This is a genomic window from Nitratireductor sp., from assembly GCF_017794765.1.
GTDB lineage: Bacteria > Pseudomonadota > Alphaproteobacteria > Rhizobiales > Rhizobiaceae > Nitratireductor.
On the sequence record NZ_CP051236.1, the window covers coordinates 722,673 to 737,047 of the forward strand.

General features: G+C 60.9%; 15 protein-coding genes. 10 read left to right on the forward strand and 5 right to left on the reverse strand.

Going from position 1 to position 14,375, the window contains the following annotated elements; genetic code table 11:
* Nucleotides 1-24: 24 nt before the first annotated feature.
* The 3 genes from rpmI to infC all read right to left on the reverse strand — a co-directional run bounded on the left by rpmI (nucleotide 25) and on the right by infC (nucleotide 1,768).
* Complete coding sequence (gene rpmI, locus HF949_RS03520) at nucleotides 25-225, reverse strand: 50S ribosomal protein L35 (protein ID WP_007009054.1); 201 nt, start codon at nucleotides 223-225, stop codon at nucleotides 25-27.
* A gap of 203 nt (nucleotides 226-428) precedes the next feature.
* Nucleotides 429-1,064: a methyltransferase family protein gene (locus tag HF949_RS03525; protein ID WP_292898323.1), complete on the reverse strand. Its 636-nt coding sequence runs from the start codon at nucleotides 1,062-1,064 to the stop codon at nucleotides 429-431.
* Between the two features lie 161 nt (nucleotides 1,065-1,225).
* Entirely contained in the window at nucleotides 1,226-1,768 is a 543-nt protein-coding gene (infC, locus tag HF949_RS03530) for a translation initiation factor IF-3 (RefSeq protein WP_229450069.1), read from the reverse strand.
* A 177-nt stretch (nucleotides 1,769-1,945) separates the two neighbouring features.
* Here infC and HF949_RS03535 point away from each other — a divergent pair, with 177 nt between their 5' ends.
* From HF949_RS03535 to HF949_RS03575, 9 genes are all read left to right on the forward strand, one after another.
* Entirely contained in the window at nucleotides 1,946-2,719 is a 774-nt protein-coding gene (locus tag HF949_RS03535; protein WP_292898324.1) for an alpha/beta hydrolase, read from the forward strand.
* A gap of 163 nt (nucleotides 2,720-2,882) precedes the next feature.
* Entirely contained in the window at nucleotides 2,883-3,314 is a 432-nt protein-coding gene (locus HF949_RS03540; RefSeq protein WP_292898325.1) for a DUF2852 domain-containing protein, read from the forward strand.
* 94 nt (nucleotides 3,315-3,408) lie between these two features.
* A complete protein-coding gene (locus tag HF949_RS03545; protein WP_292898326.1) occupies nucleotides 3,409-4,173 on the forward strand; it encodes a M48 family metallopeptidase in 765 nt (254 codons plus the stop codon).
* 122 nt (nucleotides 4,174-4,295) lie between these two features.
* The gene (locus HF949_RS03550; protein WP_292898327.1) at nucleotides 4,296-4,961 is read left to right on the forward strand and encodes a phosphoribosylanthranilate isomerase; all 666 of its coding nucleotides are present in this window, start codon (nucleotides 4,296-4,298) and stop codon (nucleotides 4,959-4,961) included.
* A 10-nt stretch (nucleotides 4,962-4,971) separates the two neighbouring features.
* Nucleotides 4,972-6,192, forward strand: a complete 1,221-nt coding sequence (gene trpB / locus HF949_RS03555) for a tryptophan synthase subunit beta (RefSeq protein WP_292898328.1) — start codon at nucleotides 4,972-4,974, stop codon at nucleotides 6,190-6,192.
* 2 nt (nucleotides 6,193-6,194) lie between these two features.
* Nucleotides 6,195-6,437 carry a hypothetical protein gene (locus tag HF949_RS03560; protein WP_229449376.1) on the forward strand — a complete coding sequence of 81 codons (243 nt, stop codon included), beginning with the start codon at nucleotides 6,195-6,197 and terminating at the stop codon, nucleotides 6,435-6,437.
* 114 nt (nucleotides 6,438-6,551) lie between these two features.
* Nucleotides 6,552-7,391 carry a tryptophan synthase subunit alpha gene (gene trpA / locus HF949_RS03565; RefSeq protein ID WP_292898329.1) on the forward strand — a complete coding sequence of 280 codons (840 nt, stop codon included), beginning with the start codon at nucleotides 6,552-6,554 and terminating at the stop codon, nucleotides 7,389-7,391.
* Between the two features lie 42 nt (nucleotides 7,392-7,433).
* Complete coding sequence (gene accD / locus HF949_RS03570) at nucleotides 7,434-8,390, forward strand: acetyl-CoA carboxylase, carboxyltransferase subunit beta (protein WP_292898330.1); 957 nt, start codon at nucleotides 7,434-7,436, stop codon at nucleotides 8,388-8,390.
* 45 nt (nucleotides 8,391-8,435) lie between these two features.
* Nucleotides 8,436-9,779 carry a bifunctional folylpolyglutamate synthase/dihydrofolate synthase gene (locus tag HF949_RS03575; RefSeq protein WP_292898331.1) on the forward strand — a complete coding sequence of 448 codons (1,344 nt, stop codon included), beginning with the start codon at nucleotides 8,436-8,438 and terminating at the stop codon, nucleotides 9,777-9,779.
* Between the two features lie 67 nt (nucleotides 9,780-9,846).
* On the opposite strand, the gene HF949_RS03580 is transcribed toward HF949_RS03575, so the two are convergent.
* Both HF949_RS03580 and HF949_RS03585 read right to left on the reverse strand, forming a co-directional pair.
* Complete coding sequence (locus HF949_RS03580) at nucleotides 9,847-10,614, reverse strand: sulfite exporter TauE/SafE family protein (RefSeq protein ID WP_292898332.1); 768 nt, start codon at nucleotides 10,612-10,614, stop codon at nucleotides 9,847-9,849.
* A gap of 10 nt (nucleotides 10,615-10,624) precedes the next feature.
* On the reverse strand, nucleotides 10,625-11,599 hold the full coding sequence (locus HF949_RS03585; RefSeq protein ID WP_292898333.1) for a complex I NDUFA9 subunit family protein: 975 nt from the start codon (nucleotides 11,597-11,599) through the stop codon (nucleotides 10,625-10,627).
* A 221-nt stretch (nucleotides 11,600-11,820) separates the two neighbouring features.
* Here HF949_RS03585 and gyrB point away from each other — a divergent pair, with 221 nt between their 5' ends.
* On the forward strand, nucleotides 11,821-14,268 hold the full coding sequence (gyrB, locus tag HF949_RS03590; RefSeq protein WP_292898334.1) for a DNA topoisomerase (ATP-hydrolyzing) subunit B: 2,448 nt from the start codon (nucleotides 11,821-11,823) through the stop codon (nucleotides 14,266-14,268).
* Nucleotides 14,269-14,375: the final 107 nt, after the last annotated feature.

The window sequence follows — 14,375 nt, forward strand, 5'->3', positions numbered from 1 at the left end:
AAATCTGTTCCGGGGTTCCTGCGATCACAGGCCGTAGGGCATGAACTTCTTCACGATCTTCGTATCGGGATCGGAAAGAACCATCGTGCCGCGGGCGTCGCGGATGAACTTGTTGGAACGCTTGATCATGCCGTGGCGCTTGCCAGCGGCTGCGACTTTCACCTTGCCGGTGGCGGTTACCTTGAACCGCTTCTTGACAGAAGACTTTGTCTTCATCTTGGGCATTTTGCTTCTCCGTTCTATCGCTTGCGCTACCTGTCGCGTGAAGCGCGCCGAGCGGCTTCCGCTTCCCACAGTGTCACGCATGCGCATTTCAGCATTAAGGACCGCCACGGCATGCCCTGCCGGCCGGTCCAGGAACGCGGCCTTATAGCGGCGACCGTCCGTTTGCGCAACTCCTCATTTGATGGTGTGTTGCCCGCGCCTCGTTAGTAAAGACGGAAAAGGATCGGCAGGAGCGCGTGATCCTGAGCGTACTCTACCAGTTCGAACGCGGGCATCGAGAGGAAGAAGATCAGCCCGTCCCGCAGCGTGCCATAAAGGCGCTCGGGCAAAATGGTCAGCGTTTTGGGATCGTGAAAGAGACGCGGGTTCGGAATGAAGGCGGGTACGCGCGCCAGATAGGCGTCGTAGGCCTCGCCGAAGGTTTCGCGCAGGTGGTGCTCTTCCCGGCGCGTGGTGATGCTGAGAATAAAGGCCGCCAGAACGCCGCAGATCGCCGCAACCACCATGCTTCCGGTTTGGGCGCCGACCCCCATGGCTCCAATGGTGGAGAAGAGATAGAGCGGGTTGCGCGTCATGGAATAGGGGCCGTCCTGCACGAGCTCTGCTGCCTTGCGCCCGCCAATGTAAAGCGTGCACCAGAGTCTGCCCGCGATGGCGATGCCGATGAGTCCGAGCCCCGCGATTTCGATGATTTCCTCGATATCGATGCCGAGAGGCTGATAGTGCGCCCAGCCCGAGTGGAAGAAGAGAACAAAGCCGCAAAGCAATGCAGCGATGAGCCAGAAGCTCGCGATACGCAGGCGCTGGAATTGCCCCAGCGCAATTTGATGAATCGACATTCTCGCATCCCGGATGATGTTGCACCCCATCGTCAGGCTTTTTCAAAACTGACAGGAAATGACGCCTAGGAAAAGAATGCGGCGCATTTGCGAAAGAAAAAGCCGGAGCGAGCCCCGGCTTGTTGTCGTGTTGGTGTGCGTCTTTACGGGCGCAGTGCCAATCAGGTGGTGCGCGGTGCCAGAACCATCATCATCTGACGGCCTTCGAGCTTAGGCTCGGCTTCCACCTTGGCAATAGGCTCGACCTCTTCCTTGACCCGGTTGAGGAGCTGCATGCCGAGTTCCATATGCGCCATTTCGCGGCCGCGGAAACGCAGCGTCAGCTTGACCTTGTCGCCAGCCTCGAAGAAGCGGCGCACTGCCTTCATCTTCACCTCATAGTCATGGGTGTCGATGTTCGGACGCATCTTGATCTCCTTGATCTCGATGGTCTTCTGCTTCTTGCGCGCCTCGGCAGCCTTTTTCTGGCTTTGATATTTCATCTTTCCAAGATCGGTGATCTTGCAAACGGGCGGCTTGGCGTTGGAAGCCACCTCTACCAGGTCCAGACCCGCTTCCTCGGCAAGACGCAGGGCTTCTTCCGTGTCGAGAACGCCGCGGTTGTTGCCTTCATCGTCAATGAGCTGAATCTGGGGAACCCGGATGTCGCGGTTTGCGCGCGGGCCTTCTACTTTCTGAGGCGGCGCTTTGAATGGTCTGCGAATGGTCGTGATCTCCTGATTGTTGAACCACTTGTTTCGGCTTTGCCTTTGAGACGAGGCGTATGTCGTCTCGGCAGGCGAAGTGTCAATAGCATATAAGGGCAAAAGAATCACGTTTCTCGTTCTGCCTGAACGGGAAAGCGTGTGATCGACCATTGGTTCCGGTATGGGAGACAGTTGATGAGTGATGCGAAGGCGAGCTTTCTGACGATTGGCGATACGCAGATCGCATACCGATATCGGGAGGGCCGCGCACCCGGTGTCGTCTGGCTGGGCGGCTATAAATCCGACATGCTCGGCACCAAGGCTGAGGCACTGGATGGATGGGCAGCCAAAAAGGGCCACGCTTTCCTGCGGCATGATTATTCTGGCCATGGTGAATCCGGCGGCGCGTTCAAAGAAGGCACGATCTCTCTCTGGCTGGAGCAGAGCCTTGGCGTTTTCCGGGCTTTCACGAAAGGGCCGCAGATCCTCGTCGGGTCGTCCATGGGCGCGTGGATCGCCCTGCGGATGGCGCAGAAGCTGAACGAGGAGGGAGAGGGTGACAGGTTGGCCGCCCTGCTTCTCCTGGCGCCGGCTCCCGATTTCACCAGCGAGCTGGTCGAGCCCAAAATGTCGGCGGCCAATCGCCGGGAGCTTGAAGAGAAGGGGTATATGGAAGAGCCCTCCGAATATTCCGACGAACCCTACATTTATACACGCGCGCTGCTTGAGGACGGAAAGCGCAATCGGGTGCTTGATGGCATTCTCGACACACACTGCCCGGTCCACATTCTGCAGGGCAAAGCCGATCCCGACGTTCCCTTCACCCACGCCATGCGGCTTACCGAACACCTGCCGGCGGATGACGTCACCCTGTCGCTCATCGGCGACGGCGATCATCGGCTTTCCAGGCCGCAGGACATCGCACTGATCTTGCGGTCACTGGAAGGTTTGATCGAGCGCGCGGTTTAGGCTGGTTGCCGGAATGATACGGAAATGTGTAAATAAATGTCGTAAAATCAAATATTTGTGCGATTCTCGTTTATCATTTCCTTGAATCTCGAAAATTGAGCCCCCATTTCGAAACCATGCAGCTTCCCGGGGGTTGCATGCTCAAGGAAAGGAACGGGTGAACATGACAAATTCTGCGCTTATCCGTCCCGCCTGGACGCCTGCGACGATTGCTCTGATGGTGGTGGGTTTCATGGTGTTCTGGCCGCTCGGCCTCGCCATGCTCGCCTACATTCTGTGGGGTGACCGGCTCGGGGAGTTCAAGAAGGACGTGAACCGAAAAACCGATGAAGTTTTCGCCGGCTGCCGGCGTGCATCAAAGCGTCATGCGTTTACAGGCAACGTCGCCTTTGACGACTGGCGCGACAAGGAGCTGGAGCGCCTCGCCGAGGAACGCCGCAAGCTCGACGAGATGCGCGACGAGTTCGATGATTACATGCGCGAGCTGCGCCGGGCCAAGGATCAGGAAGAGTTCGATCGTTTCATGAACGAACGCAACAAGGGTCGCAAATCGGGCCGCGGCAAGTCCGTCCCCGATGTGACCGACGAGGCCTGATCCAGTGGACAACAGGTAAACGGTTGAAACGGCATCTCATCGAGGTGCCGTTTTCTTTACGCGTTTTTCTCCACGAATCGCTTATTCTTTCTCCATGGCGCTTGGTTTCCTCAACAAGATGATCGGGCTCAGGGTGGCAGCTCCTCCGGCCGAACGCATGCATCGCGTTGCCGGACGGGAGCTGCCGCTACGCATTGTCGAAAATGCCAGAGCGCGGCGGTTAACGCTGCGTATCGAGCCTGGCGGACGGGGTCTTCGCGTCACCGTTCCGCCGGGACTCTCCCGCTCCCGTGAGGTGGAAGAGTTTCTCGACCGCCACACCGGCTGGCTTGAGCAGAAGCTGAAAAAACTGCCCGAACGACCTCTGGTCCGACCGGGCATCAAGATCCCGGTGCGCGGCGTGCCGCATCTCATCGTGCACGAACCGAAGGGGCGTGGCGCTGCGCGGCTTGCCGTGCACGAAGGCGCGCCCGTGATCGTTGTGCCTGGGGAGGGGGAGCGCCTGCCACGGCGGGTCGCAGACTTCCTGAAGCGCGAGGCCAAGCGCGACATCGAAGCTCTGGTGGCAAAGCATACCACCACCATCGGCAAACGCGCCCGCGCGATCCGCTTCCGCGACACCAGGAGCCGCTGGGGCTCCTGCACCTCCGATGGCACACTCTCATTTTCCTGGCGCATCATGATGGCTCCGCCGCTGGTGATCGATTATCTGGTCGCTCATGAGGTCGCGCATCTGAAAGAGATGAACCACAGCGCCCGTTTCTGGAAGCTCTGCCGGGAGCTGTGCCCCGAAACGGACCGTTGCAAGGACTGGCTGAAACGCAACGGCACGGCTTTACAGGCCATTTGGTTTGAGTGACGGGCGTGCTTTTCCGGGTCTGTCTCTGAGGGCAGGTTTGCCTGATTGCTATTGAGATGCCGGCGCCTGGCGCGACCGTCTCCAGCCTCGACTCTGCCGCTGTTTCGTGCCACTTCCCTTTTATGACACTCGACGTGAAAATCTGTGGTCTGAAGACCGATGAAACCGTGGCGGCAGCACTCGATGGCGGGGCGAGCCATATCGGCTTTATTTTCTTCGAGAAAAGCCCTCGCCATGTGGAGACCGATACGGCTGCAAACCTGCGAAAAGCAGCCCTTGGCCGCGCACAGGCTGTTGCCGTTTCGGTGAATGCCGATGATGCGGGACTGGATGCCATCGTGAGCGCTGTTCAGCCCGATGTTCTGCAGCTTCATGGCGGCGAGAGCCCGGAGCGCGTCGCCCAGGTGAAAGCACGCTACGGCCTGCCGGTGATGAAGGCCTTCGCCATCCGCGAGGCGGCCGATCTGGATCGCATCGCACCCTATCGCGGCGTTGCCGACCGTTTCCTGTTCGATGCCAAGCCGCCGAAAGGATCCGAGCTTCCCGGCGGCAATGGGGTCTCCTTCGACTGGCAGCTTCTGGCCGGCCTTGACGATAACGTGGATTACATGCTTTCCGGTGGCCTGAATGCGGCCAATATTGGCGCGGCCCTGAAAGCCGCGACGCCGCGCGGAATAGACATTTCGTCTGGCGTTGAAAGCGCGCCTGGCGAGAAAGACCCGGAATTGATACGCAACTTCTTCGCCGCCATCCGGCGGGCGCTTGAACCAGATGCGGCTCCGGCATGAGGAGAGTGGCTTGAACAAACCGGCAGAACCCAATTCCTTCCGGATTGGCCCTGATGACGAGGGCATGTATGGGATCTTCGGCGGCCGGTTTGTGGCCGAGACGCTGATGCCGCTGATCCTCGATCTGGAAAAACACTGGAATGAGGCGAAGAACGAYCCGGCGTTTCGSGCYGAGCTTGAATATCTGGGCCGCCACTATACGGGCCGGCCCTCGCCGCTCTATTTCGCCGAACGGCTGACCGAGCATCTGGGCGGCGCGAAGATCTACTTCAAGCGCGAAGACCTGAACCACACCGGCTCGCACAAGATCAACAATTGCCTTGGCCAGATCCTGCTCGCCAAGCGCATGGGCAAGACCCGCATCATCGCCGAGACCGGCGCCGGCCAGCATGGCGTGGCGTCTGCCACCGTGGCCGCCCGCTTCGGCCTGCCCTGCGTGGTCTATATGGGCGCGACCGATGTGGAGCGGCAGAAGCCGAACGTCTTCCGCATGCATCTTCTGGGCGCCGAGGTGAAGCCGGTCTCTTCGGGTCATGGCACGCTGAAAGACGCCATGAACGAGGCGCTGCGCGACTGGGTGACCAATGTCGAGGACACCTATTATCTGATCGGCACGGCGGCAGGCCCGCATCCCTATCCCGAGCTGGTGCGTGAGCTGCAGTCGGTGATCGGCACGGAAGCGCGCGAGCAGATACAGGAGCTCGAAGGCCGGCTGCCCGATGCCATCGTGGCGGCGGTGGGCGGCGGCTCGAACGCCATCGGCCTGTTCCACCCCTTCCTTGATGACCGTCAGGTGGAGATCCACGGCGTGGAGGCCGGTGGGCGCGGGCTTGAAGGCGAAGAGCACTGCGCCTCCATGACGGCGGGTCGCCCCGGCGTGCTGCATGGCAACCGCACCTATCTTCTGCAGAACGATGACGGGCAGATCCTCGACGGGCATTCGGTCTCTGCCGGGCTCGACTATCCCGGCGTCGGGCCGGAGCATAGCTGGCTGAAGGATTCAGGCCGTGTGATCTATTCGCCCATTCTGGACGATGAGGCGATCGAGGCGTTCCAGATGACGACGCGGCTTGAGGGCATCATCCCGGCGCTGGAATCGGCCCATGCGATTGCCCATGCGATCAAGCTYGCRCCSACCATGGGCARGGACCAGATCATGATCGTCAATTTCTCCGGGCGCGGGGACAAGGACGTCCACACCGTCGGAAAGATGCTCGGCATGGAGATGTGAACATGTTCGAAATCTATCGTTCCAAGCAAAACCAGCACCACTACGTGGCCATTCGCCAGGACGACGATAGGGAAAACCCGAAGGGGATAAGGGCAAGCCAGAACCTTGCCTTCCTGACCCGTGTGGCCGATGACGGCGAACCGCGCATCGCCTTCGACCCCGAAGAAGCGAAAAGCCGGATCGAGCGCGATGGCTTCTACGCCTTCACTGTCACCATTGAAATCCGCGAGCACGCCGAGGGATAGGCTGATCGCATTGCATTGCCGCGTTCGTGATCGAGCGATAAGGCCGCTGCAACCGCAAGGACTGCAAGACGGCGTGGGGGCGCCGCGCTGGATGTACGAGGACCCAGGACCATCATGACCACCCGCATTGACCGCCGCTTCGCGCGGCTGAAGGAAGAAAACCGCCCGGCACTCGTGACCTATTTCATGGGCGGGGATCCGGACTATGAGACCTCGCTGTCGATCATGAAGGCGCTGCCTGCGGCGGGCAGCGACGTGATCGAACTGGGCATGCCCTTTTCCGACCCCATGGCCGATGGCCCGGCCATCCAGGCCGCTGGCCTGCGCGCGCTCAGGGGCGGGCAGACGCTTGCGAAGACGCTCCAGATGGCGCGTGACTTTCGTGAAGATGACGACGACACGCCCATCGTGATGATGGGTTATTACAACCCGATCTACATCTATGGCGTGGAACGCTTCCTGACCGATGCGAAGGCCGCCGGAATTGACGGGCTGATCATCGTCGACCTGCCGCCGGAGATGGATCAGGAGCTTTGTGTTCCGGCGATCAAGGCGGGGCTGAATTTCATTCGTCTGGCCACACCGACGACAGACGAGGATCGTCTCCCAAAGGTTCTGGAGAACACGTCGGGCTTTGTCTATTACGTCTCGATGACGGGTGTGACGGGATCAGCATTGCCTGACACGAACAATGTTTCGGCGGCGGTTTCGCGCATCAAGGAGCACACGGACCTGCCGATCTGCGTCGGCTTTGGCGTGAAGACGGCGCGGCAGGCCAGGGCGATAGGCGAGGCGGCGGACGGTGTTGTGGTCGGCAGCGCCATCGTTGCGGCCATCGCCCAGTGCTACGACGACAACGGCAAACGGATCGAAGACCCCGCCGAGGCCGTGGCGACCCTTGTGAAGGGGCTGGCAGACGGGGTGCGCCAGGCGCGCCTTGCTGCTGCCCGATAATTGGCGCATCTTCGGAATGCGGAAAAACAGAAGGCATATGGAATGAACTGGATCACCAGCTATGTGAGACCGAAGATCAACTCGATGCTCGGTCGCCGGGACATGCCGGAGAACCTCTGGATCAAGGATCCCGAGACCGGCGAGATGGTCTTTCACAAGGATCTGGAAGACAATCTCTGGGTCATTCCCTCCTCCGGCCATCACATGAAGATTTCCGCCCGCGAGCGGCTGAAAAGCTTCTTCGACGATGGCGAGTATGAGACGCTGGAAAACCCGAAGGTCGTGACCGACCCGCTGAAATTCCGCGATGAACGCCGCTATACCGAACGCCTGCGTGATGCCAAGGCCAAGACCAACATGGAAGATGCCGTGTTGAGCGGCGTTGGCCGGGTTCAGGGGCTTGAGCTACTGGCCACGGTGCAGGATTTCGCCTTCATGGGCGGTTCCCTTGGCATGGCAGCCGGCGAGGCCATCGTTCGCGCTTTCGAGACGGCGGTCGAGCGCAGGCTCCCGCTGGTGCTCTATGCGGCCTCGGGCGGCGCGCGCATGCAGGAAGGCATCCTCTCGCTGATGCAGCTGCCGCGCACCACTGTTGCGCTGGACCGGCTAAAGGAAGCGGGGCTACCTTATATCGTGGTGCTCACCAACCCGACAACCGGTGGCGTGACCGCGTCCTACGCCATGCTGGGCGATGTCCACATCGCCGAGCCCGGCGCGCTGATCGGCTTCGCCGGCCCGCGCGTGATCGAGCAGACCATTCGGGAAAAGCTCCCGGAAGGCTTCCAGCGCGCCGAATACCTGCGCGATCACGGCATGGTCGACATGGTGGTTTCGCGGCTGGAGATGAAGGAAACCATCGCACGGCTGTTGAAGATTCTGCTCAGGGAGAAGGCGGAAGCTGCGCCGGAAGTCGTGGAAGACGCACCGGTGGACGAGACCGAAACGGCTCCGGTTCCTGTCGAGTCAAAACAGACAGCGGTGGAACAGCCGAAGGCTTGATGACATAGATATTAGCCGGCTGAAAAACCTCCAGGCAGGACTCAGATGACCATTCTCTCCGCCGAGCGGGAAATAGAGCGTCTTCTGTCGCTCCATCCCAAGGGCTTCGACCTGTCGCTCGAGCGCATCACGCGCCTGCTCGACCGGCTGGACAACCCGCATCTGAAAATGCCGCCAGTCATCCATGTGGCTGGAACGAACGGCAAGGGTTCGGCCACGGCTTTCGCCCGCGCCGTTCTGGAAGCGTCGGGCCGCATCGTTCATGTCCACACCTCACCGCATCTGGTCAACTGGCACGAGCGCTACCGGCTCGGTGCCGAAGCTGGCGGAAGGCTGGTCGAGGATGCGGTTCTGGCGGATGCCGTGGCGCGGGTGGCTGAGGCGAATGCCGGTGAAAAGATCACCGTCTTCGAGATCCTCACGGCGGTGATGTTCGTGCTCTTTTCGGAGCATCCGGCGGATGTGGCGATTGTCGAGGTCGGGCTCGGCGGCCGGTTTGACGCGACCAATGTCATTCCCCATCCGGCAGCCAGCCTCATTATGCCGATTTCGCTCGACCACGAAGCCTATCTCGGCGACCGTGTAGAGCTGATTGCTGTCGAGAAGGCCGGCATCATCAAGCGCGGTGCGCCTGTCGTGGTCGGGCAGCAGCCGTTCGATGCGGCGCGCGAGGTCCTTGTCGACACGGCGGAGCGGCTTTCCTGCCCGCTCACCGTCTATGGCGAGGACTTTCTGGCCTTCGAGGAAAACGGCCGCATGATCTATCAGGACAATGACGGTCTCTTTGACATGTCGCTGCCCCAGCTTTCGGGCCGGCATCAGATCGCCAACGCGGCGGCAGCCATCGCCACCGTCAAGGCGGCGGGTTTTCCTGTTGGTCTGCGTGCGGCGGAGGCGGCGATGGAGCGCGTTGTCTGGCCCGGTCGCCTGCAGCGTCTCCCACAGGGGACGCTTTCGGAGCTCGGGCCGGAAGGCGCTGAAATCTGGATCGATGGCGGGCACAATCCCGGCGCGGGCGAAGCGATAGCCGAGGCGCTTGCTTCCGAGGAAGACCGCTCGCCGCGGCCTCTTTTCCTGATTGCCGGCATGATCAACACCAAGGACCAGACCGGCTATTTCCGCGCCTTCGAGGGCATGGCCAGGCATGTCTATACGGTCCCGGTGCCGTCGAGCGATGCGGGTGTGCCCAATGCCGAGCTCGCGGCGCGCGCCATGGACGCGGGGCTTTCGGCCGAACCTGTCCATTCGGTCGCCAATGCGCTCAAGCTTTTGCGGGATACGCTCGATACCGGCCGCGAAGGCACCGAGCCCCCGCCGCGCATCCTGATCTGCGGTTCGCTCTATCTGATTGGTGCGGTCCTGGCCGAAAACGGCACCCCGCCGCGCTGATTCCGGCCCCCGTCTCGTCATCCTATGGTCTAGCCACAGGATGACGAATGAGGACATGGAAAGCCGCTTACATCATCCCAATCACGCCGCGACGAATGAGGTCGAGTGCGAGAAGCGTGAGACCGATCCTGAACCAGCGGCGGAAGGTCTCTTCCGGCATTTTCTCAAGAAGGCGCGTTCCATAGACCGTGCCGAGATAGCCCGATGCGATCATCAGCGCGATGAAGGGAAGCCAGCGCCAGAAGGCGAAGCCTGCAAGGGCAAAGGCAATCACCTTGAGCGCGTGCTGCACCGTCATGCCGGCCGCGTGTGTGGCGATCAGCGCTTTCCGGTCGTCGGGAATGATCTGCGCGAAAAAGGCCGATAGCAGCGGGCCAGTTGCACCTACAAACATTGTCGCAAGCGCGAGCACCGCACTGCCGGCGGCGAGGCCTGCGTGGCTGAGTTGCGCCGCACCGGGGATTTTTGTCCACGTGACGGCGATGACGAAAACGCCCAGAACGAGCTTCAGGAGCGCGTCGGGCAATTGCACCACGAAATAGGCACCCACGGCAGCGCCGATCAGGCTACCGAGAATGAACGGCGTGGCGATGGAAAAGCGGATATGCGCCCGCTGATGCCAGGCGCGGCCGGTGTTGGAGCCGAGCTGTACCGCGCCATGAACGGGGATCAACGCCGCGACCGGGATGAAAAGGCCAAGCAGCGCCAGCATGGCCACACCGCCGCCCACGCCAAAGGCGGCGGTGAGCGCGGAGGTGAAGAAGCTGGCGATCACAAGGAGAAGCGCCGGGACCGCGCCCAGCGCTTCAGGTAGAAGCGTATCCCAACCGCTCAAGAGCCCCGCCTTACAGGAACTGTTTTCGGGTAAACTGGCCAGCCGGGCGGTAGCGCCAAAGATAGGTCGGCAGAATGGCAGCCAGTGAATGCTTCTGGATGCCAAGGCCGTCGAGCGTGCGACCAGCCGTTTTCGCCTCTTCGGAAACGATATTATCGGTCTTCAGGAGCTTCACCTGATCGAGCGTCAGCATCGGATTCGGCAAAAGTCCGAGAATGCGGGCCTGAATGCGCGCGACGAACCAGGGCAGGGTGACGAACCAGCGCTTGCGATAGGTCGCTTCGAGCATTTCTTCGAGACACTCTCGGAAGGAGAGCACTTCCGGTCCACCCAGCTCGTAGATCTGGCCGCCTTTGAGATCTCCATCGACCGAGCGGGCATAGGCCTCGGCCACATCACCAACATAGACAGGCTGGAACTTCGTCTCGCCACCACCGATCAGCGGCAGGAACGGCGAGAACCGCGCCATGTTGGCAAAGCGATTGAAGAAATCGTCTTCCGGACCGAATACGATGGAGGGGCGAATGATCACCGCATCCTTGACGGTTTCCAGCACCGCCTTTTCGCCCAGTGCCTTGGTGCGGGCATAGTCGGAATCGGACTCCGGATCGGCCCCGATGGCAGACCCGTGGGTCAGTTTCGCACCGGCGGCGCGGGCGGCTTCCGCCACCGCACGGGCACCGAAATGCTGAACCGCGTCAAAAGACTGGCGGCCGGATTCATAGAGGATGCCAACGAGATTGATCACGTGATCGGCACCATCGACCGCGCGGTCGATCGAAGCGCGGTTGCGCAGGTTTGCCTGCACGGCCTGCACCTGGCCCACATTGCCGAGCGGCTGCAGGTGTATGGCCAGATTGGGATTGCGGCATGCAACACGCACCCGGTGGCCGCGTCGTGTGAGGGCCTGTACCAGATGTCGGCCGACAAAGCCGTTGCCGCCGAAAATGGTGATGAGCTTAGGTTTCTGGCTGATGGTGGCCATTTGCCTCTGTCTCCGGTTTCTCAACGGCTTCATAATCGGTTTCGCTCCAAAGGCAAAGGGTGCCCCGCGATAGTTTTCATCCCCAGGCGGAAATCGCTGCAAAACTTGGAAAAAAGCCCTGAAACGCCTATATCTTGGGGGACAGGCGCCGGATGATTCGCGGCGCAGATTTCCCATGCCCAAAAGGGGGTTCCCTCAGGGCTCCTGAGCGAAAGAATTTGATGAGCGACACGCCCGAAACTCTCCCAGGCGAACCGGCCGAATACGGCGCTGAATCCATCAAGGTTTTGAAGGGGCTGGATGCCGTCCGCAAACGCCCCGGCATGTATATTGGCGATACGGATGACGGGTCCGGCCTGCACCACATGGTGTATGAGGTGGTCGACAACGCCATCGACGAGGCGCTGGCGGGGCATGCAACCCTGGTGACGGTAACGCTCAATCCCGATGGTTCCTGCACGGTGACCGACAATGGCCGCGGCATCCCGACCGACATGCACGCAGGGGAGGGTGTGTCTGCTGCCGAGGTCATTATGACGCAGCTTCATGCCGGCGGTAAGTTCGACCAGAATTCCTACAAGGTTTCCGGTGGTCTCCACGGCGTCGGTGTGTCGGTGGTGAACGCACTGTCCATCTGGCTAAAGCTCAAGATCCGCCGCAAGGGCAAAGTCCACGAGATGAGTTTCACTCACGGCGTCGCCGATGCGCCGCTTGCGGTGACGGGTGACGCAGGTGACGAGACGGGGACGGAAGTGAGCTTCCTGCCTTCGCCCGATACCTTCACGATGACGGAATTCAATTACGACACGCTGGAGCACCGCCTGCGCGAGCTTGCTTTCCTGAATTCAGGCGTGCGCATCCTTCTGACCGACAAACGCCATGCCGACGAGAGGAAGCAGGAATTCCTCTTCGACGGCGGTATTGTCGAGTTCGTCAAATATCTGGACCGCGCCAAGAAACCGCTGATCGACGCGCCGATTTCCATCGGCGCTGAGAAGGACGGCATCACGGTGGAAGTGGCCATGTGGTGGAACGATTCCTACCATGAGAATGTGCTGGCCTTTACCAACAACATTCCTCAGCGTGATGGCGGCACCCACATGGCCGGCTTCCGTGGCGCTCTGACAAGGCAGGTGACGGGTTACGCGGAGAACTCGGGCCTTACCAAGAAGGAAAAGGTCTCGCTCACCGGCGACGATTGCCGTGAGGGTCTGACAGCGGTTCTCTCGGTGAAGGTGCCGGATCCGAAGTTCTCCTCCCAGACCAAGGACAAGCTGGTTTCCTCCGAAGTGCGACCGGTGGTGGAAAGTCTCGTCAACGAGGCGTTAGGCACCTGGTTCGAGGAGCATCCGGCGGAAGCCAAGGTGCTGATCGGCAAGGTGGTGGAAGCTGCGGCAGCGCGAGAGGCGGCGCGCAAGGCGCGTGAGCTGACACGGCGCAAGGGTGTGCTCGACATCACGTCTCTGCCAGGCAAGCTCGCCGACTGCCAGGAACGCGACCCGGCCAAATCCGAACTCTTCATCGTCGAGGGTGACTCCGCTGGCGGTTCGGCAAAATCCGGCCGCTCGCGCAAGAACCAGGCGATCCTGCCGCTGCGCGGCAAGATTCTGAATGTGGAGCGCGCCCGCTTCGACCGCATGCTTTCATCCGACATGATCGGCACGCTGATCACGGCGCTGGGAACGGGCATCGGCAAGGATGAGTTCAACGCAGAGAAGCTGCGCTACCACAAGATCATCATCATGACGGACGCCGACGTTGACGGCGCCCATATCCGCACGCTGCTTCTTACCTTTTTCTTCCGGCAGATGCCGGAACTGATCGAGCGCGGGCATCTCTATATCGCCCAGCCGCCGCTCTACAAGGTGACGCGCGGCAAGTCCGTTCAGTACATCAAGGATGAGGCGGCATTTGAGGAATTCCTGATCGATTCGGGCCTCGAAGAGGCAACGCTGGAACTTTCCAACGGCGAAGTGCGCGGCGGTCAGGATCTGAAGCAGGTGATCGAGGATGCGCGCGGGGTACGCTCGCTGATTAATGGCCTTCATACCCGCTACAATCGTTCTGTGGTGGAGCAGGCGGCGATTGCCGGTGCGCTCAGCGCGGCGGTGCTCGCCGATCCGGGTCGTGCCGCAGAAGCTGTGAAGCACGTGGCCGAGCGGCTCGACATGATCGCCGAGGATACCGAGCGCGGCTGGGAAGGGCGCGTCAACCCTTCGAACGAGGGTGCGGGCGGTTACCTCTTTGAGCGCACAGTTCGTGGCGTACGGGAGGTGGTTGTGCTTGATTCGGCGCTGGTCGCTTCGGCCGATGCGCGTGCGATCGACCGCTACACAGCGCGTCTGCAGGAGATTTATACAAAGTCGCCTGTGCTACGCCGCAAGGACAAGTCGGAAGTCATTTCCGGGCCGATGGCGCTGCTCGATCAGGTCTTCGCCACGGGCCGTAAGGGCCTCACCATGCAGCGCTATAAAGGCCTTGGCGAGATGAATGCCGAGCAACTTTGGGAGACGACGCTGGATCCCGATGCGCGCTCGCTGCTCCAGGTCAAGGTGACCGATGCGACGGACGCGGATTCGCTCTTCTCACGCTTGATGGGTGACGAAGTGGAACCGCGTCGGGAGTTCATCCAGGACAACGCGCTGTCTGTGGCAAATCTCGATATTTGACGCTGTTCCGCAGTCGGTTTCATGCAAGCGGCGCCGGGCAACCGGCGCCGTTTTCGTTTGGCGCACATCCGTTTTTCGGTTCAATCATTGACTAACCGGCAAAATGG

Bases quoted from the DNA above. Each gene is read 5' to 3' on its own strand.
- rpmI (WP_007009054.1), bottom strand. From the start codon at position 225: ATGCCCAAGATGAAGACAAAGTCTTCTGTCAAGAAGCGGTTCAAGGTA.
- HF949_RS03525 (WP_292898323.1), bottom strand. From the start codon at position 1,064: ATGTCGATTCATCAAATTGCGCTGGGGCAATTCCAGCGCCTGCGTATC.
- HF949_RS03535 (WP_292898324.1), top strand. From the start codon at position 1,946: ATGAGTGATGCGAAGGCGAGCTTTCTGACGATTGGCGATACGCAGATC.
- HF949_RS03540 (WP_292898325.1), top strand. From the start codon at position 2,883: ATGACAAATTCTGCGCTTATCCGTCCCGCCTGGACGCCTGCGACGATT.
- HF949_RS03545 (WP_292898326.1), top strand. From the start codon at position 3,409: ATGGCGCTTGGTTTCCTCAACAAGATGATCGGGCTCAGGGTGGCAGCT.
- HF949_RS03550 (WP_292898327.1), top strand. From the start codon at position 4,296: ATGACACTCGACGTGAAAATCTGTGGTCTGAAGACCGATGAAACCGTG.
- HF949_RS03560 (WP_229449376.1), top strand. From the start codon at position 6,195: ATGTTCGAAATCTATCGTTCCAAGCAAAACCAGCACCACTACGTGGCC.
- trpA (WP_292898329.1), top strand. From the start codon at position 6,552: ATGACCACCCGCATTGACCGCCGCTTCGCGCGGCTGAAGGAAGAAAAC.
- accD (WP_292898330.1), top strand. From the start codon at position 7,434: ATGAACTGGATCACCAGCTATGTGAGACCGAAGATCAACTCGATGCTC.
- HF949_RS03575 (WP_292898331.1), top strand. From the start codon at position 8,436: ATGACCATTCTCTCCGCCGAGCGGGAAATAGAGCGTCTTCTGTCGCTC.
- HF949_RS03585 (WP_292898333.1), bottom strand. From the start codon at position 11,599: ATGGCCACCATCAGCCAGAAACCTAAGCTCATCACCATTTTCGGCGGC.
- gyrB (WP_292898334.1), top strand. From the start codon at position 11,821: ATGAGCGACACGCCCGAAACTCTCCCAGGCGAACCGGCCGAATACGGC.